This window comes from Pseudomonas sp. BN417, from assembly GCF_029871205.1.
Lineage (GTDB): Bacteria > Pseudomonadota > Gammaproteobacteria > Pseudomonadales > Pseudomonadaceae > Metapseudomonas.
Window position 1 is genome coordinate 24,710 of sequence record NZ_SSOJ01000115.1, and the last position, 13,149, is coordinate 37,858.

A 13,149-nucleotide genomic window follows, 5' to 3' on the forward strand; every position below is an offset into this window, starting at 1 on the left:
GCCCAGGCATTGACCTGCGACGTGCGAGCTGGAAGTCTTCGGTCAATTCCGTGGAGCCCGCCATGTCCGATGTCCATCCCGACTCCGCACCCAGTGCGCCGCTGACCCATTCCGCCACCCTGCGCCGCCTGCTCTACGAGGCCCTGGCGGACCTCGGCCTGGACCCGGCGGAGATCTACCGCGGCGTCAATCAGCACCGCCGCCTGCGCCCGCCGCCAGTGGACGGGCGCTTGCGCCACGATGATGCGCCACAGTTCTGGATGGCTGCCGAGGGCCTGACCGGCGACCCCGATATCGGCCTGCACCTGGGCGAGGTGATGAAGCCGCGCCTGCTCGACGTCGTGGGTTACCTGCTGCTGGCCAGCCGCGACCTGGGCGAGGCGCTGGCGAGTTTCCTGCGTTTCCAGCACATCCTGTCCGGTGGTTTCGTCGCCCAGCTGCAGGAGGACACCGGGCAGGCGCGGCTGGTGATCGACCTCAACTACCTGGGCTTCGCTTCCCTGCGCCAGCAGATGGAATGCCTGGCGCTGCTGCTGATCAAGCTGCTGGGTTCGGTCACCGATGGCGAGTTCCGCCTGGACGGGGTGCATTTCCGCCATGCCCGGCCGGCGCGGGTGGTCGAACACAAGCGGCTGTTCGGCCTGTTGCCCGAGTTCGGCTGCGAGCACGATGTGCTGCTGTTCCCCGCAGCCTTGCTGAAACGCCCCTCGCGGACGGCCAATCCCGAGCTGCACCAGCTACTCTGGCGACACGCCGAGGAGCAGCTGGTCGCGCTGGAGGGCAATGACCTGCTCAACCGTCTGCGCTACCTGCTGGGCGTGCGCCTGGGCCAGGTGGACTGCTCGCTGGCAGCCTGCGGTGCCGAGCTGGGTCTTGGCGCCGGCGCGCTGCAGCGCGCCCTGGCCGAGCAGGGCAGCAACCTGCGGCGGGTGCGTGAAGCGGTACAACAGGCGCGCGCCCTGGAGCTGCTGCGCGAGGGCCGGGCGGTGCGGGAGGTGGCCAAGGCTTGTGGCTTCGCCGAGCTGTCGCCCTTCTACCGCGCCTTCCGGCGCTGGTACGGTGCGCCGCCGGAGGCCTACCGGGCGCGCCTGAGCACAGGCTAGGAGGGCTCGCGCCAGGCGCAGAAACACCCAGCCGCCAGGGTGCTGCCAGCACTCACCGGGCGCTTGTCGATCAGGGCTTCGAGTATGGGTTCGATGAAGCTGTTGGCCGAGTTGCACACCGCCCCCTCGCTATAGGGGCCGAAGTAGGCCAGGCGGCCGTCGCTATCCCAGATGCCGACGGCGGGGACCGCCGGCAGCTGCTCGGCGCCAGGCAGCTCGGACAGCGGCTGCAGGGCCTCCAGGCCAGGCGGCAGCCGGCCCTTGCTGCCGGGCTTCTGTACCGCGTAGAAGGCCACGCCTTGGGGTGCGAAGCGCTGGATCAGCTCGGCCAGGTGCTGCTGGTTGCCGGCGTTGCAGGGGCAGGCCGGGTCCCAGAAGTGCACCAGGCGAATCGGTCCCTGTCCGGCGAGGCTCGCCGGCAGGCGCAGGTGCTCGCCGGAGAAGACCGTGGCCTGGTCGTTGAAGGGACGGACGTAGCGCGTTTCGTACCAGCGCAAGGCCAGCAGGATGGCGCTGACGCAGGCCAGGAGGAAGAGGCTGGTCAACAGGGTCTTGAGTCGGGGTGCGCGCATGGAAAGGGGGCCTTTGCGAAGGCGCGTAGCTTGCCACGTTGCGCCGGGCAGCTGAATATCGGCAGCCGGCCAGGGACCCAGGCGGTCCTGTGGATATTCACGCTGCACCCAGGGAAAGCCCGATGCCAGACCACTTCCAGCCCGATCTCCTGCGCTCGCTGTTGCGACCCTTGGCCGCAGGCGCCCCCGACCTGCGGCTGGCGCAGAATTATCGCGCGTTCTACCGGATGGACTTCTCCACGCGCTACCCGGGTCTTTCGACTCGCCTGGGCTGCGTCGAGGCGGCCGGCCATACCCTGGCCACCCAGCTCTGGCTGCCGCCCGAGCCGCGCGCCAGCCTGGTGATGTTGCACGGCTACTACGACCACATGGGCCTCTATGGACACCTGGTGGACTGGGCGCTGGGCATGGGCTTCGCGGTGATCGCCTGCGACCTGCCCGGCCACGGCCTATCCAGTGGCGCGCGGGCCAGCATCGGCGACTTCGCCGAGTACCAGGCCGCCCTCGACGCCCTGCTGGGCGAGGCCGCGGTCCTGGACCTGCCGCAGCCCTGGCACCTGGCCGGGCAGAGTACCGGTGGCGCCATCCTGCTGGACTACCTGCTGACCGGCACGCCGCGCCCGGGGCTGGGCGAAACCCTGCTCTTCGCGCCGTTGGTGCGCCCGCGCGCCTGGGGCTGGTCGAAGTTCAGCTACCGGCTGCTGCGCCCCTTCGTCGAGGGCATTCCGCGGCGCTTCAGCGTCAACTCGGGCGACGCCGAGTTCATCGAGTTCGTCCAGCACCATGACCCCCTGCAGCCGCAGACCTTGCCCACCGCCTGGGTCGGCGCGCTGGCGCGCTGGGTGCCGCGCATCGAATCCGCGCCGCGCTGCAGCCGCCGGCCGCTGGTGATCCAGGGCGATGGCGACATGACGGTGGACTGGAAGCACAACCTTGGGGTGCTGGCCGACAAGTTCGATCGGCCCGAGGTGCTGATGCTGGAAGGGGCCGGGCACCATCTGGTGAACGAGCTGCCGGCCTATCGGGCCCGCTACTTCGGCTTCCTGCGGGAGAGGCTGGGGTAGCGAAAAGGCGGGGGAGAGGCGTTCGTAGGCGTCGTTGCGCGACGGCTCAGAGGCCCTGCTGCGCGGAGGCGTCCTGGCCCACGGCCAGGCCGGCGCGCACGGCGGCGAGGGCGGCCTGGTAGTAGGCCTTGCCGTCAGCCGACTCGGCGAAGGTGACGAACTCTTCCAGCTCCGGATCGGACAGATCGCGATAGACATAGAGCAGGGTGTTGTCCAGGTCGTTGCCGATCTGTTCCATCAGGCGCTGGCGCTGGCCGTCGATCATGCCCTGGGCCTGCCCGCCACCGAGCAGGCCGGGAAGCATCTGGCTCAGGCTGTCCGCGGCGACGCCAGCCAGGGCCAGACTGACTTCGGCGCCGGCTTCGCGCGCCGGGATGGCCTGGGCCAGGTGGCGAATCAGCAGCCGGCGGGTGGCATCCGCTTCGATGCGCGGCAAGCCATTGGTGTGCTTCGCCAATTGGTCACGGCGGGTGGCCAGGGTTTCCGCGGCGATGATCTTGCGTCCCAGCGGCGACTGGAAGAACGCCAGGGCCGGACGCGGGTCGTTGAGCTGGCCGCGCAGGGCGGTCTGGGCGCGCTGGTCGATGGCCTGGGGCTGGAAGCGACGATTGCTGTTCTCCACCAGCGCCTGGTAGACCGCCGGCGGCAGGGTCTGCTGGTAGCGCTGCTGGGCTGCCGTGAGGGCATCGTTGAAATGCGCCCGCTGTTCCGGCCAACCGGCCGCCTGGTAAAGGCTGGCATGGTCGTCGGCCAGGGCCGGCAGGCCGAGGAGCAGGAGGGTGACGGCGAAGAGCAGGCGCATGGAATCTCCTTGGTGACGCAGTCCGCTGTTCGTATCGGACCCACTCGTACGGCATCGGTTCGGCGGGGGAAGGCGGTGGCGGTCGGGCAGGGCGGGGTTGAGCGTGCGGCTATTCTCTGCGGACTCGGGCTTTATTGTCGAGGCTTCGGAAACGGCCTCAATTCATGTGGGAACAATCCTGCGCACTGGTAGAATGCGCCGCATGAATGCCCCCGCCGATTTCCCACAACTTGCTCCGATCGTCGACGACCTGGCCAGCCAGGGCTGGTCCCATCAGAGCCTGGCGCTGCCCGCCGAACTCACCGCTGCTTTGGCCGGGGAGTGCCGTGCCCGTGCCGCCGCCGGAAGCCTGGAGCCGGCCTCGGTGGGACGCGGCGATGGCCAGCAGCTCCGCGAAGGCATACGCGGCGATCGCATCCACTGGCTGGAGCCCGGCCAGTCGGTGGCCAGCGATGCCTACCTGGGATTGATGGATGAACTGCGCGAGCGGCTCAACCGCGAGCTGTACCTGGGGCTGGAGGACTTCGAGTGCCACTTCGCCCTCTATCCGCCCGGCGCCTTCTACCAGAAGCACCTGGATCGCTTCCGCGATGACGACCGTCGCGCGGTTTCAGTGGTGGCCTACCTCAATGCCGACTGGCGGCCGGAGCAGGGCGGCGCCCTGCGCCTCCACCTGGCCGAGGGAGAGCATGATGTGCTGCCCGAAGGCGGCAGCCTGGTGGTCTTCCTCTCCGCCGAACTGCCCCACGAGGTACTGCCGGCCAGCCGCGAGCGCCTGTCCCTGACCGGCTGGTTCCGCCGCCGCGGTAGCGGTCCGCTCTGATCCGGCGGGCCTCAGTGGCCCCAGACCTTGAAGGTGCCGCGCAGGTCGGTGATATCACGGATTTCCAGGCTGCCGATGCGACTGTCACCAATGTGCATGTCGGCGCCGACCCGCACGCGGATGCGTTGGGCCGGAATGCCGCTGCCCAGTAGCTGGTCGTTGATGGTGGTGAGGTCCGGCAGCTCCAGGCGGACCTGCTGGGTGCCGGAGGCGGATTTTGTCACGTCGAGCTTCAGGGTCGGCTGGTCGACGCCGAGTATCGGCACGGTCAGGCCGAGTTGCGCCGGACCCAGGGCGAAGCTGCCGCCGCTGCCGTTGGGGCAGTCGCCAGGCTTGCCGCAGCCGTTGTCGATGCGGATGTTGCGCAGCGACAGGCTGCCGCCGTCGTCGTTCCAGCTCAGGCTGTCGATGCGAGCCATCACGTCCAGGCGCAGGTTGATCCCGGACTGGCCGGTGATCTGGCTCAGCGCCTGGTTGTCCAGGGATTCGAGGGCGGCCTGGCCGGGACCGCTGAGCAGCGCGGTGCAGCAGGCCAGGGCAAGGCGGAGGTTGTTTGTTGTCATGGGCATGGCACGCTCCTGTGCGTTTGGCGCGCTGAGTCTGGAGCGTGGCGCGGGAGGCGGCCAGTGGCGCGCGGCGCTTCCCGCCTAAGGATGGGGCGGCGGCCGGCCGCGCCGCGAACGGCTTGGCAATTGCCGGCCTGCTGCCCTACCTTCGATCAGGGCGCGGTCGCCGCCAGTGCCCGCCGTATTACCCGGGGTGACTGCTAGCGGCGCCCTACGAGGAGATGAAGATGCAGAAGATCCTGGTCAGCCGTTGCCTCCTGGGGCAACGGGTGCGCTATGACGGCGGCGCCCATGGACCGTTCCACCTGCTGGAGCGCTGGCAGGCCGAGGGCCGCATCGTACCGCTCTGTCCCGAGGTGGCTGGCGGCCTGCCGACGCCACGGGCGCCGGCGGAGATTTCCGGCGGCCGCGGCGCCGGCGTGCTGGATGGGGAGCTGCCGGTGCTCACCGACGACGGGGAGGATGTCACTGCCGAGTTCGTCGCCGGGGCGCGCATCGCCCTGGAGCTGGTAGCTGCCCACGGCATCCGCATCGCCCTGCTCAAGGCGCGCAGCCCGTCCTGCGGCAACCGCGAGAACTATGACGGCAGTTTCAGCGGCACCCGGGTTGCCGGCGAGGGCGTGACCGCGGCGGCCTTGCGCCGCGCGGGTGTCGAAGTGTTCAGCGAGGAAGAGCTGGCCGAGGCGGCGGCGCGCCTGGCCGAACTGGAAGGCCTCTGAAGGGTCAGCGCGAGGCGGCCGCCGGCGGCTGACTGAGGTCCTTGCCCAGCCATTGCTCGGAGAGGGTGCCCAGCTGGCCGTCGGTCCTGAGCTTGTCCAGGGCGCGGTTGAGGGTGTCGCGGAAGGCCGGGCTGCCTTGCTGGAAGGGAATCGCCATGGGCTGGGCGACGCCGATATCGCCTTCGGCCTCGGCCAGGGGGAAGGCATAGGGTTCGCTGAACTCCAGCCCGTCCCGACCCTGGGCTGGCGCCGCGAACTGATCCAGGGCGATGTCGTAGCGTCCGGCCTTGAGGCCGTCGAGCAGCTTGCCGTCCTCTTCCACCACGAATTCCGCATCCACATTCAGCGCCGCCGCGAGGGCCCGGCCTACCTCCACCTCGAAGCCGGTCAGCTTGCCGTCCGCGCGGTAGCTGTAGGGCGGGCTGTTGTCCGCCAGGGCGATGCGCAGGCTGCCGCGTTCCCAGATATCGTCGAGCAGTTCGGCCTGGGCCAGGGGGCTCAGCAGGGCGAACAGGGCGGGCAGGCAGTACAGCAAACGCATGGGGACTTCCTCGTTTCGTTATCGGTTCTTCGGCGGGCGCGGGTGCAACGCCTTGCTCGGACAGCAGATGAACCTATCTGGTTGCATGAGGTCTGGTGTCTGGCTCACAAAAACATGGAGAAGTGTCATGAGGACTTTGTCTTGCCTGAGCCTTGGCGCCCTGCTGCTCGGCGCCGCCACCGCCACCCTGGCGGCCATTCCACGTACCCCGGCGCCCGAAGGCGCGCAGGTGTACTTCATCGAACCGGCTGACGGCGCCACCGTCGGCCAGACCTTCACCGTCAAGTTCGGTCTCAAGGGCATGGGCGTCGCGCCGGCTGGCGTCGATGCGCCCGCCACCGGCCACCACCACCTGCTGATCGACCAGGACGAGCAGCCGGCGATGAACATGCCGCTGCCCATGACCGACGGCATCCGCCACTTCGGCAAGGGCCAGACCGAGACCCAGCTGAACCTGCCGCCCGGCAAGCACAAGCTGCAACTGCTGGTGGGCGACAAGAACCATGTTCCGCTGGATGCTCCGGTGGTCTCGAAAGAGATCACGGTGATCGTCCAGTAAAGACGTGCGAAAAAGAAAAAGGGAGGCCTCGGCCTCCCTTTTTCATATCCAGCAGGTGTCTTCCAAGGGCTCGCGAGCTAGAGCGAGACAAGGCGGGAACAGCCGAGGAGCGCGGAGTTTACGACTGTAAATGAGCACTCCGAGGCTGTTTCCAACGCAGTATCGCCGACGCGCAGCAGTCCTTGCTTAGAAGAGGACGCGGCTACGGATGGTGCCGTTCACGTGCTGCAGCTTCTCCAGCGCCAGGTCCGAGTACTCGGCGTCGACGTCGATTACCACGTAGCCGACCTTCTCGTCGGTCTGCAGGTACTGGCCGGAGATGTTGATGCCGTTGTCGGCGAACACCTTGTTGATCTCGCTCATCACGCCCGGCACGTTCTGGTGGATGTGCAGCAGGCGGTGCTTGCCCGGGTGGGACGGCAGAGCCACTTCCGGGAAGTTGACCGAGGACACCGAGGTGCCGTTGTCGCTGTACTTGACCAGCTTCTCGGCCACTTCCAGGCCGATGTTTGCCTGGGCCTCGGCGGTGGAGCCGCCGATGTGCGGGGTCAGGATCACGCGATCCAGGCCACGCAGCGGGCTCTCGAACTCCTCGTCGTTGGACTTGGGCTCGACCGGGAACACGTCGATGGCAGCGCCGATCAGGTGCTCGTCCTTGATGGCTTCGGCCAGGGCGTCCAGCTTGACCACGGTGCCACGGGCGGCGTTGATCAGGATGCCGCCCTTCTTGATCGCGCGGATTTCCTTCTCGCCCATCATCCACTGGGTGGACGGCAGCTCGGGCACGTGCAGGGAGACGATGTCGGACATGCCCAGCAGCTCGTGCAGGTTGCCTACCTGGGTGGCGTTGCCCAGCGGCAGCTTGGTCACGGTGTCATAGAAGAACACCTGCATCCCCAAGGCTTCGGCCAGTACCGACAGCTGGGTGCCGATGGAGCCATAGCCGACGATGCCGAGCTTCTTGCCGCGAATCTCGAAGGAGTTGGCCGCGGACTTGATCCAGCCGCCGCGGTGGCAGGAGGCGTTCTTCTCCGGAATGCCGCGCAGCAGCAGGATGGCCTCGGCCAGGACCAGCTCGGCTACCGAGCGGGTGTTGGAGTAGGGCGCGTTGAACACCGCGATGCCGCGTTCGCGGGCGGCAGCCAGGTTGACCTGGTTGGTACCGATGCAGAAGCAGCCGACAGCGATGAGCTTCTTGGCGCAGTCGAACACCTCTTCGGTGAGCTGGGTGCGCGAGCGGATGCCGATGAAGTGGGCGTCGGCGATCTTTTCCTTCAGTTCGTCACCCGAGAGGGCGCCCTTGAGGTACTCGATGTTCGTGTAACCGGCGGCCTTCAGGGTGTCCACGGCGTTCTGGTGGACGCCTTCGAGGAGAAGGAACTTGATCTTGCTCTTTTCGAGAGAGGTCTTGCTCATCTGCGTACCTATGTATCCCGGTAAAAATGACAGAAGCGGGCCGTGGGGGAAGCGGGCTGCTACCCGGAAAATCGCCTGGAGAGCACGATTCGCGGGGTGCGTATGCTAGCATGAACTCCTTTTTCCTTGCTCGGTTGCGACCTGAATCGTTCTCAGGGCGACCATGAATGATTTGAGAGTTCCGCTGATGACCAACGCTGCCCTGATCGAAGAGCTGAAGACCCTGGTTGAACCCGGCAAGGTACTGACCGACGCCGCATCCCTGGAGGCTTACGGCAAGGACTGGACCAAGCATTTCGCCCCTGCGCCCAGCGCCATCGTCTTCCCCAAGAGCATCGAGCAGGTGCAGGCCATCGTCCGCTGGGCCAACCAGCACAAGGTCGCGCTGGTCCCCTCCGGCGGCCGTACCGGCCTGTCCGCCGCGGCGGTTGCGGCCAACGGCGAGGTAGTGGTCGCCTTCGACTACATGAACCAGATCCTCGGGTTCAACGAGTTCGACCGCACCGTGGTCTGCCAGCCGGGCGTGGTCACCGAGCAGCTGCAGAACTTCGCCGAGGACAAGGGCCTGTACTACCCGGTGGACTTCGCCTCCGCCGGTTCCAGCCAGATTGGCGGCAATATCGGCACCAATGCCGGGGGGATCAAGGTGATTCGCTACGGCATGACCCGCAACTGGGTGGCTGGCCTGAAGGTCGTCACCGGCGCTGGCGAGCTGCTGGAGCTGAACAAGGACCTGATCAAGAACGCCACTGGCTACGACCTGCGCCAGCTGTTCATCGGCGCGGAAGGCACCCTGGGCTTCGTGGTCGAGGCCACCATGCGCCTGGATCGCGCGCCGAAGAACCTCACCGCCATGGTGCTGGGGTCGCCGGACCTGGATTCGATCATGCCGGTGCTGCACGCCTTCCAGAGCAAGCTCGATCTGACCGCCTTCGAATTCTTCTCCGACAAGGCCATGGCCAAAGTCCTCGCCCGTGGCGACGTGCCGGCGCCCTTCGAGACCGATTGCCCCTTCTACGCGCTGCTGGAGTTCGAAGCCGCCAGCGAGGAGATCGCCAACGACGCCCTGGCCACCTTCGAGCATTGCGTCGAGCAGGGCTGGGTGCTGGACGGCGTGATGAGCCAGAGCGAGCAGCAGCTGCAGAACCTCTGGAAGCTGCGCGAGTACATCTCCGAGACCATCTCCCACTGGACGCCGTACAAGAACGACATTTCGGTCACGGTTTCCAGGGTGCCGGCCTTCCTGCACGACATCGACGCCATTGTCGAAGCCAACTACCCGGACTTCGAAGTGGTCTGGTTCGGCCACATCGGCGACGGCAACCTGCACCTGAACATCCTCAAGCCGGAAAACCTGTCCAAGGACGAGTTCTTCGCCAAGTGCGCCACCGTCAACAAGTGGGTGTTCGAGACCGTCGAGAAGTACAACGGCTCCATCTCTGCCGAGCACGGCGTGGGCATGACCAAGCGTGACTACCTCGGCTACAGCCGCTCGGAGCCGGAGATCGCCGTGATGAAGGCGATCAAGGCGGTGTTCGATCCCAACGGCATCATGAACCCCGGCAAGATCTTCAATTGAGCAGGCAGGCGGTGGAGCAATCCACCGCCTGTTTCGCATGGAATCGTTCAGGAGTCGGTCAATGAGCTACCAGCACCAGTATGTCGATGGCACCCCGATCCACTTTTCCCTGGGCAAGGTGGTCTGCGTCGGCCGCAACTACGCCGAGCACGCCAAGGAACTGAACAACCCCGTGCCCACTGAGCCTCTGCTGTTCATCAAGCCGGGTTCCTGCGTGGTGCCCCTGGTCGGTGGCTTCAGCATTCCCCAGGACCGCGGCGCAGTGCATTTCGAGGCGGAGATCGCCGTGCTGATCGGCAAGCCGCTGTCGCGCCATCCGGACGACGAGGAAGTGCGCGATGCCATCTCCGGGTTCGCCCCGGCGCTGGACCTGACCCTGCGCGACGTACAGGCCAGGCTCAAGGAAAAGGGCCTGCCCTGGGAAATCTCCAAGTCCTTCGATGGCGCCTGCGTGCTGGCGCCCTTCGTACCGGGTGACGCGCCCGAGCAGCTGGACGATATCGGCATCCGCCTGACCATCAACGGCGAGGTACGCCAGGACGGCAACAGCCGCGACATGCTCAACCCCATCCTGCCGCTGGTCCAGCACATGGCCGGGCACTTCAGCCTGCAGCCGGGCGATGTCATCCTCACCGGAACCCCGGTGGGCGTCGGCCCGCTCAACCCGGGCGACGAGTTGGTGCTGGAGCTGGTGGGCCACAGCGCCTTCGAAAGCCGGGTCATCTGATTCGTCCGACCGGCGGCGCGACATGTCGCGGAACTTTCGTGGCATTTTGCTATCTCTTGCCTGCTTCCTTCATCGAGTAGTAGCCGATGCCATTCCGCCTCTTGCCATTCATTCGTCGCCGCCGACTGCTGCTGGGGGTGGCTGCCGTCATTGCAGGCGCTACCGCGCTGACCCGCTACATGCACTGGGATGACCGCGCCCTGGTCTGGTTTGGCGAGCAGCAGCTGAGCCAGGAGCAGCGCGCCGCCAGCATCTGGCTGCCGGGTTACAAGGCCGTCCTGCAGGGCAAGCCCCTGGCCGGCCTGGAAAACGACGAGACCTCCGACCTCGCCTACAACCCCGTCACCGGAACCCTGTTCACCGTCACCGGCAAGTCGCCGACCCTGGTGGAGCTGAGCCGCGACGGCGAGGTGCTGCGCAGGATTCCGCTGAAGGGGTTCTCCAACCCCGAAGGTGTGGCGGTACTGGAAGGCGGCCACGTGGCGGTGACCGACGAGCGCCGGCGGACCCTGTCGATCTTCGAACTGGACCCGGAAACCCGCGAGCTGAGCGCAGACAGCGTGCCCGAGTTCGACCTGGGCTTCCCCGACTCCGGCAACAAGGGCTTCGAAGGCATCGCCTGGGACCCGGCCCAGGGTCGCCTGCTGCTGGGCAAGGAGCGTGGCCCTACTGCCATGTTCAGCCTTGGCAGCGACGGCAACCAGGGCCTGGGCGCCGCCCTGCGCCCGCTGCCCAGCTACGGTCTGGGTATGCGCAACCTCTCGGCCCTCAGCATCGACCCGCGCACCGGCCATATCCTGGTGCTTTCGGCGCAATCCAACCTGCTTCTGGAGCTGGACGAGCAGGGCCAGCCGGTCAGCTTCATCAGCCTGATGGCCGGCCTCAACGGCCTGGAGCGCAATATCCCGCGCGCCGAAGGCGTGGCCATGGACGAGAGTGGCGATATCTACGTCGTCAGCGAGCCGAACCTGTTCTATGTGTTCCGCAAGGACGTGGTAGCCCGTGCCGACAACGGCTGAGGTCGGGGTTCGGTAGGGTGCGTCGCGGAAGGGACGGCTTCGCCGTTAAGTTTCGCTTAAGGCGCTTTTAAGCCTGGATTCAGCCAGCCGCCCTAGCCTGATCCCATCTTCACAACGAAACGGGATCATCACCATGAAAGCCAAATACCTCGCCCTGCTGGCCGCCCCGCTGTTCTCCACCGCCGTCATGGCCAGCAGCTACACCGGCCCCGGCGCCACCGCCCAGATCAGTACCGTCGCTGCCGCCCTGGAAGCCGCCGACGACGCCCCGGTGGTGCTGCAGGGCCAGATCGTCCGCCGCGTGAAAGGCGATATCTACGAGTTCAAGGACGCCACCGGCACCATGAAGGTGGAAATCGACGACGAAGACTGGCCGCCCCAGGCCATCGGCGAGAAGGACACCGTCAAGCTGACCGGCGAAGTGGACCGCGACCTGATGGGCCGCGAGGTGGATGTGGAGTTCGTCGAGCGGGTGAACTGATCCACTGCGACGAAATCCTGTGGGGGCGAATTCATTCGCAAAGGGCAGCGCAGCTGCCCCCCTGACATGCTGAAGGGCAAGCCTTCGGCCTGCTCAGCGAATGAATTCGCCCCCACATTCATTGGGCCCTCAGTTGGCGTCACGCCACGCTTTCGAACCCCTGCAGCACATTGATCGCGTTGATGCCGATCTCCTCCACCGCGTAACCCCCCTCCATCACGAACAGCGTCTGCAGGCCGAGCTTGCCGATGATCTCGCCCATGCGCAGGTAGTCCGGGCTGTCCAGCTTGAACTGCGAGATGGGGTCTTCCTTGAAGGTATCCACACCCAGCGACACCACCAGCGCGTCCGGGGCGTATTCGGCTATCTGCCGGCAGGCGTCCTGCAGGGCCAGGCTCCATACCGCCCAGTCGCTGCCCTCGGCGAGCGGGTAGTTGAAGTTGAACCCGGCTCCCGCGCCCGCGCCCTTCTCGTCGGCGAAGCCGAGGAAGTAGGGGTACTCGAAGCGCGGGTCGCCGTGGATCGAGGTGAAGAGCACGTCGGCGCGGTCGTAGAAGATGTCCTGGGTGCCGTTGCCGTGGTGGTAGTCCACGTCCAGCACGGCAATCCGTTTGGCGCCGGCATCCAGCATGGCCTGCACGGCGATGGCCGCGTTGTTCAGGTAGCAGTAGCCGCCCATGTAGTCGGCGGCGGCGTGGTGGCCCGGCGGGCGGCACAGGGAGAAGATGCCGCGCGCGCCCTTGCGCAACTCGGCCTGGCCGCTGAGGGCGACGTTGGCCGAGCTGGTGATGGCCTGCCAGGTGCCGGCGGTGATGGGTGCGCCGGCGTCGAAGGAGTAGTAGCCGAGACGGCCGTCGATATCGGTAGGTTCCACCTGGCGCAGGCGTCGGGTCGGCCAGGCGATGGGCAGCATGTCGTGGCTGCGGCCCTTGGCCTGCCAGTCGCTCCAGGCATTCTTCAGGAAATTGACGAACCCCTCGCTGTGCACCCGCAGGATGGGTGACAGGCCAAAGTCCGCCGGTGCCTGGATGGCGCCCAGCTTCACCGCCTTGGCGCGGTCCAGCACCATGTCGGCGCGGCTCGGCTTCTCGAAGCAGGGGGTGAACTGGCCACCGATCAGCTCGTGCTTGCCGTGGTGCAGGTGGTGGTCGTCGGAATAGATCGTCAGCATCAGCGTC

Annotated in this window: 15 protein-coding genes; 9 read left to right on the forward strand and 6 right to left on the reverse strand. The window is 66.7% G+C overall.

All coding sequences use genetic code 11. From position 1 onward, the window contains the following. The first annotated feature begins 62 nt into the window (after nucleotides 1-62). Nucleotides 63-1,103, forward strand: a complete 1,041-nt coding sequence (locus E8F11_RS14115; protein WP_280289435.1) for an AraC family transcriptional regulator — start codon at nucleotides 63-65, stop codon at nucleotides 1,101-1,103. On the opposite strand, the gene E8F11_RS14120 is transcribed toward E8F11_RS14115, so the two are convergent. Beyond that, nucleotides 1,100-1,675, reverse strand: a complete 576-nt coding sequence (locus tag E8F11_RS14120; RefSeq protein ID WP_280289436.1) for a DUF6436 domain-containing protein — start codon at nucleotides 1,673-1,675, stop codon at nucleotides 1,100-1,102. The two genes, E8F11_RS14115 and E8F11_RS14120, sit on opposite strands and share 4 nt — an antisense overlap. A gap of 122 nt (nucleotides 1,676-1,797) precedes the next feature. Between E8F11_RS14120 and E8F11_RS14125 the strand changes: the two genes are divergently transcribed. Continuing rightward, on the forward strand, nucleotides 1,798-2,739 hold the full coding sequence (locus E8F11_RS14125; protein ID WP_280289437.1) for an alpha/beta hydrolase: 942 nt from the start codon (nucleotides 1,798-1,800) through the stop codon (nucleotides 2,737-2,739). 46 nt (nucleotides 2,740-2,785) lie between these two features. Here E8F11_RS14125 and E8F11_RS14130 read toward each other — a convergent pair whose 3' ends face one another. Then, the gene (locus tag E8F11_RS14130) at nucleotides 2,786-3,541 is read right to left on the reverse strand and encodes a hypothetical protein (RefSeq protein ID WP_280289438.1); all 756 of its coding nucleotides are present in this window, start codon (nucleotides 3,539-3,541) and stop codon (nucleotides 2,786-2,788) included. 193 nt (nucleotides 3,542-3,734) lie between these two features. Here E8F11_RS14130 and E8F11_RS14135 point away from each other — a divergent pair, with 193 nt between their 5' ends. Next, nucleotides 3,735-4,364: a 2OG-Fe(II) oxygenase gene (locus tag E8F11_RS14135; protein WP_280289439.1), complete on the forward strand. Its 630-nt coding sequence runs from the start codon at nucleotides 3,735-3,737 to the stop codon at nucleotides 4,362-4,364. 11 nt (nucleotides 4,365-4,375) lie between these two features. On the opposite strand, the gene E8F11_RS14140 is transcribed toward E8F11_RS14135, so the two are convergent. Beyond that, a complete protein-coding gene (locus E8F11_RS14140) occupies nucleotides 4,376-4,933 on the reverse strand; it encodes a DUF6160 family protein (RefSeq protein WP_280289440.1) in 558 nt (185 codons plus the stop codon). A gap of 224 nt (nucleotides 4,934-5,157) precedes the next feature. Between E8F11_RS14140 and E8F11_RS14145 the strand changes: the two genes are divergently transcribed. Continuing rightward, nucleotides 5,158-5,649: a DUF523 domain-containing protein gene (locus E8F11_RS14145; RefSeq protein WP_280289441.1), complete on the forward strand. Its 492-nt coding sequence runs from the start codon at nucleotides 5,158-5,160 to the stop codon at nucleotides 5,647-5,649. 4 nt (nucleotides 5,650-5,653) lie between these two features. Here E8F11_RS14145 and E8F11_RS14150 read toward each other — a convergent pair whose 3' ends face one another. Next, a complete protein-coding gene (locus E8F11_RS14150) occupies nucleotides 5,654-6,190 on the reverse strand; it encodes a transporter substrate-binding domain-containing protein (protein ID WP_280289442.1) in 537 nt (178 codons plus the stop codon). Between the two features lie 127 nt (nucleotides 6,191-6,317). Here E8F11_RS14150 and E8F11_RS14155 point away from each other — a divergent pair, with 127 nt between their 5' ends. Further along, nucleotides 6,318-6,749 carry a DUF4399 domain-containing protein gene (locus E8F11_RS14155; protein WP_280289444.1) on the forward strand — a complete coding sequence of 144 codons (432 nt, stop codon included), beginning with the start codon at nucleotides 6,318-6,320 and terminating at the stop codon, nucleotides 6,747-6,749. Nucleotides 6,750-6,935: 186 nt separating this feature from the next. Here E8F11_RS14155 and serA read toward each other — a convergent pair whose 3' ends face one another. Further along, on the reverse strand, nucleotides 6,936-8,165 hold the full coding sequence (serA, locus tag E8F11_RS14160) for a phosphoglycerate dehydrogenase (protein WP_280289445.1): 1,230 nt from the start codon (nucleotides 8,163-8,165) through the stop codon (nucleotides 6,936-6,938). A 187-nt stretch (nucleotides 8,166-8,352) separates the two neighbouring features. On the opposite strand from serA, the gene E8F11_RS14165 reads away from it, so the two are divergent. From E8F11_RS14165 to E8F11_RS14180, 4 genes are all read left to right on the forward strand, one after another. Further along, nucleotides 8,353-9,744 carry an FAD-binding oxidoreductase gene (locus E8F11_RS14165; protein WP_280289446.1) on the forward strand — a complete coding sequence of 464 codons (1,392 nt, stop codon included), beginning with the start codon at nucleotides 8,353-8,355 and terminating at the stop codon, nucleotides 9,742-9,744. A 61-nt stretch (nucleotides 9,745-9,805) separates the two neighbouring features. Beyond that, nucleotides 9,806-10,471 carry a fumarylacetoacetate hydrolase family protein gene (locus tag E8F11_RS14170; protein WP_280289447.1) on the forward strand — a complete coding sequence of 222 codons (666 nt, stop codon included), beginning with the start codon at nucleotides 9,806-9,808 and terminating at the stop codon, nucleotides 10,469-10,471. An 86-nt stretch (nucleotides 10,472-10,557) separates the two neighbouring features. Continuing rightward, nucleotides 10,558-11,490, forward strand: a complete 933-nt coding sequence (locus tag E8F11_RS14175; RefSeq protein WP_280289448.1) for an SdiA-regulated domain-containing protein — start codon at nucleotides 10,558-10,560, stop codon at nucleotides 11,488-11,490. Nucleotides 11,491-11,623: 133 nt separating this feature from the next. After that, nucleotides 11,624-11,971 (forward strand): NirD/YgiW/YdeI family stress tolerance protein, encoded by a 348-nt coding sequence (locus E8F11_RS14180; RefSeq protein WP_280289449.1) that lies wholly within the window; start codon nucleotides 11,624-11,626, stop codon nucleotides 11,969-11,971. A 139-nt stretch (nucleotides 11,972-12,110) separates the two neighbouring features. On the opposite strand, the gene E8F11_RS14185 is transcribed toward E8F11_RS14180, so the two are convergent. Next, nucleotides 12,111-13,142 (reverse strand): histone deacetylase family protein, encoded by a 1,032-nt coding sequence (locus E8F11_RS14185; protein WP_280289450.1) that lies wholly within the window; start codon nucleotides 13,140-13,142, stop codon nucleotides 12,111-12,113. Between the last annotated feature and the right edge of the window lie 7 nt (nucleotides 13,143-13,149).

What these genes read in the sequence shown, in the direction of transcription:
- E8F11_RS14155 (WP_280289444.1), top strand. Translation starts at nt 6,318, where the DNA reads ATGAGGACTTTGTCTTGCCTGAGCCTTGGCGCCCTGCTGCTCGGCGCC.
- E8F11_RS14170 (WP_280289447.1), top strand. Translation starts at nt 9,806, where the DNA reads ATGAGCTACCAGCACCAGTATGTCGATGGCACCCCGATCCACTTTTCC.
- E8F11_RS14120 (WP_280289436.1), bottom strand. Translation starts at nt 1,675, where the DNA reads ATGCGCGCACCCCGACTCAAGACCCTGTTGACCAGCCTCTTCCTCCTG.
- E8F11_RS14125 (WP_280289437.1), top strand. Translation starts at nt 1,798, where the DNA reads ATGCCAGACCACTTCCAGCCCGATCTCCTGCGCTCGCTGTTGCGACCC.
- E8F11_RS14135 (WP_280289439.1), top strand. Translation starts at nt 3,735, where the DNA reads ATGCGCCGCATGAATGCCCCCGCCGATTTCCCACAACTTGCTCCGATC.
- E8F11_RS14175 (WP_280289448.1), top strand. Translation starts at nt 10,558, where the DNA reads ATGCCATTCCGCCTCTTGCCATTCATTCGTCGCCGCCGACTGCTGCTG.
- E8F11_RS14180 (WP_280289449.1), top strand. Translation starts at nt 11,624, where the DNA reads ATGAAAGCCAAATACCTCGCCCTGCTGGCCGCCCCGCTGTTCTCCACC.
- serA (WP_280289445.1), bottom strand. Translation starts at nt 8,165, where the DNA reads ATGAGCAAGACCTCTCTCGAAAAGAGCAAGATCAAGTTCCTTCTCCTC.
- E8F11_RS14165 (WP_280289446.1), top strand. Translation starts at nt 8,353, where the DNA reads ATGACCAACGCTGCCCTGATCGAAGAGCTGAAGACCCTGGTTGAACCC.
- E8F11_RS14130 (WP_280289438.1), bottom strand. Translation starts at nt 3,541, where the DNA reads ATGCGCCTGCTCTTCGCCGTCACCCTCCTGCTCCTCGGCCTGCCGGCC.
- E8F11_RS14150 (WP_280289442.1), bottom strand. Translation starts at nt 6,190, where the DNA reads ATGCGTTTGCTGTACTGCCTGCCCGCCCTGTTCGCCCTGCTGAGCCCC.
- E8F11_RS14145 (WP_280289441.1), top strand. Translation starts at nt 5,158, where the DNA reads ATGCAGAAGATCCTGGTCAGCCGTTGCCTCCTGGGGCAACGGGTGCGC.
- E8F11_RS14115 (WP_280289435.1), top strand. Translation starts at nt 63, where the DNA reads ATGTCCGATGTCCATCCCGACTCCGCACCCAGTGCGCCGCTGACCCAT.
- E8F11_RS14140 (WP_280289440.1), bottom strand. Translation starts at nt 4,933, where the DNA reads ATGCCCATGACAACAAACAACCTCCGCCTTGCCCTGGCCTGCTGCACC.
- E8F11_RS14185 (WP_280289450.1), bottom strand. Translation starts at nt 13,142, where the DNA reads ATGCTGACGATCTATTCCGACGACCACCACCTGCACCACGGCAAGCAC.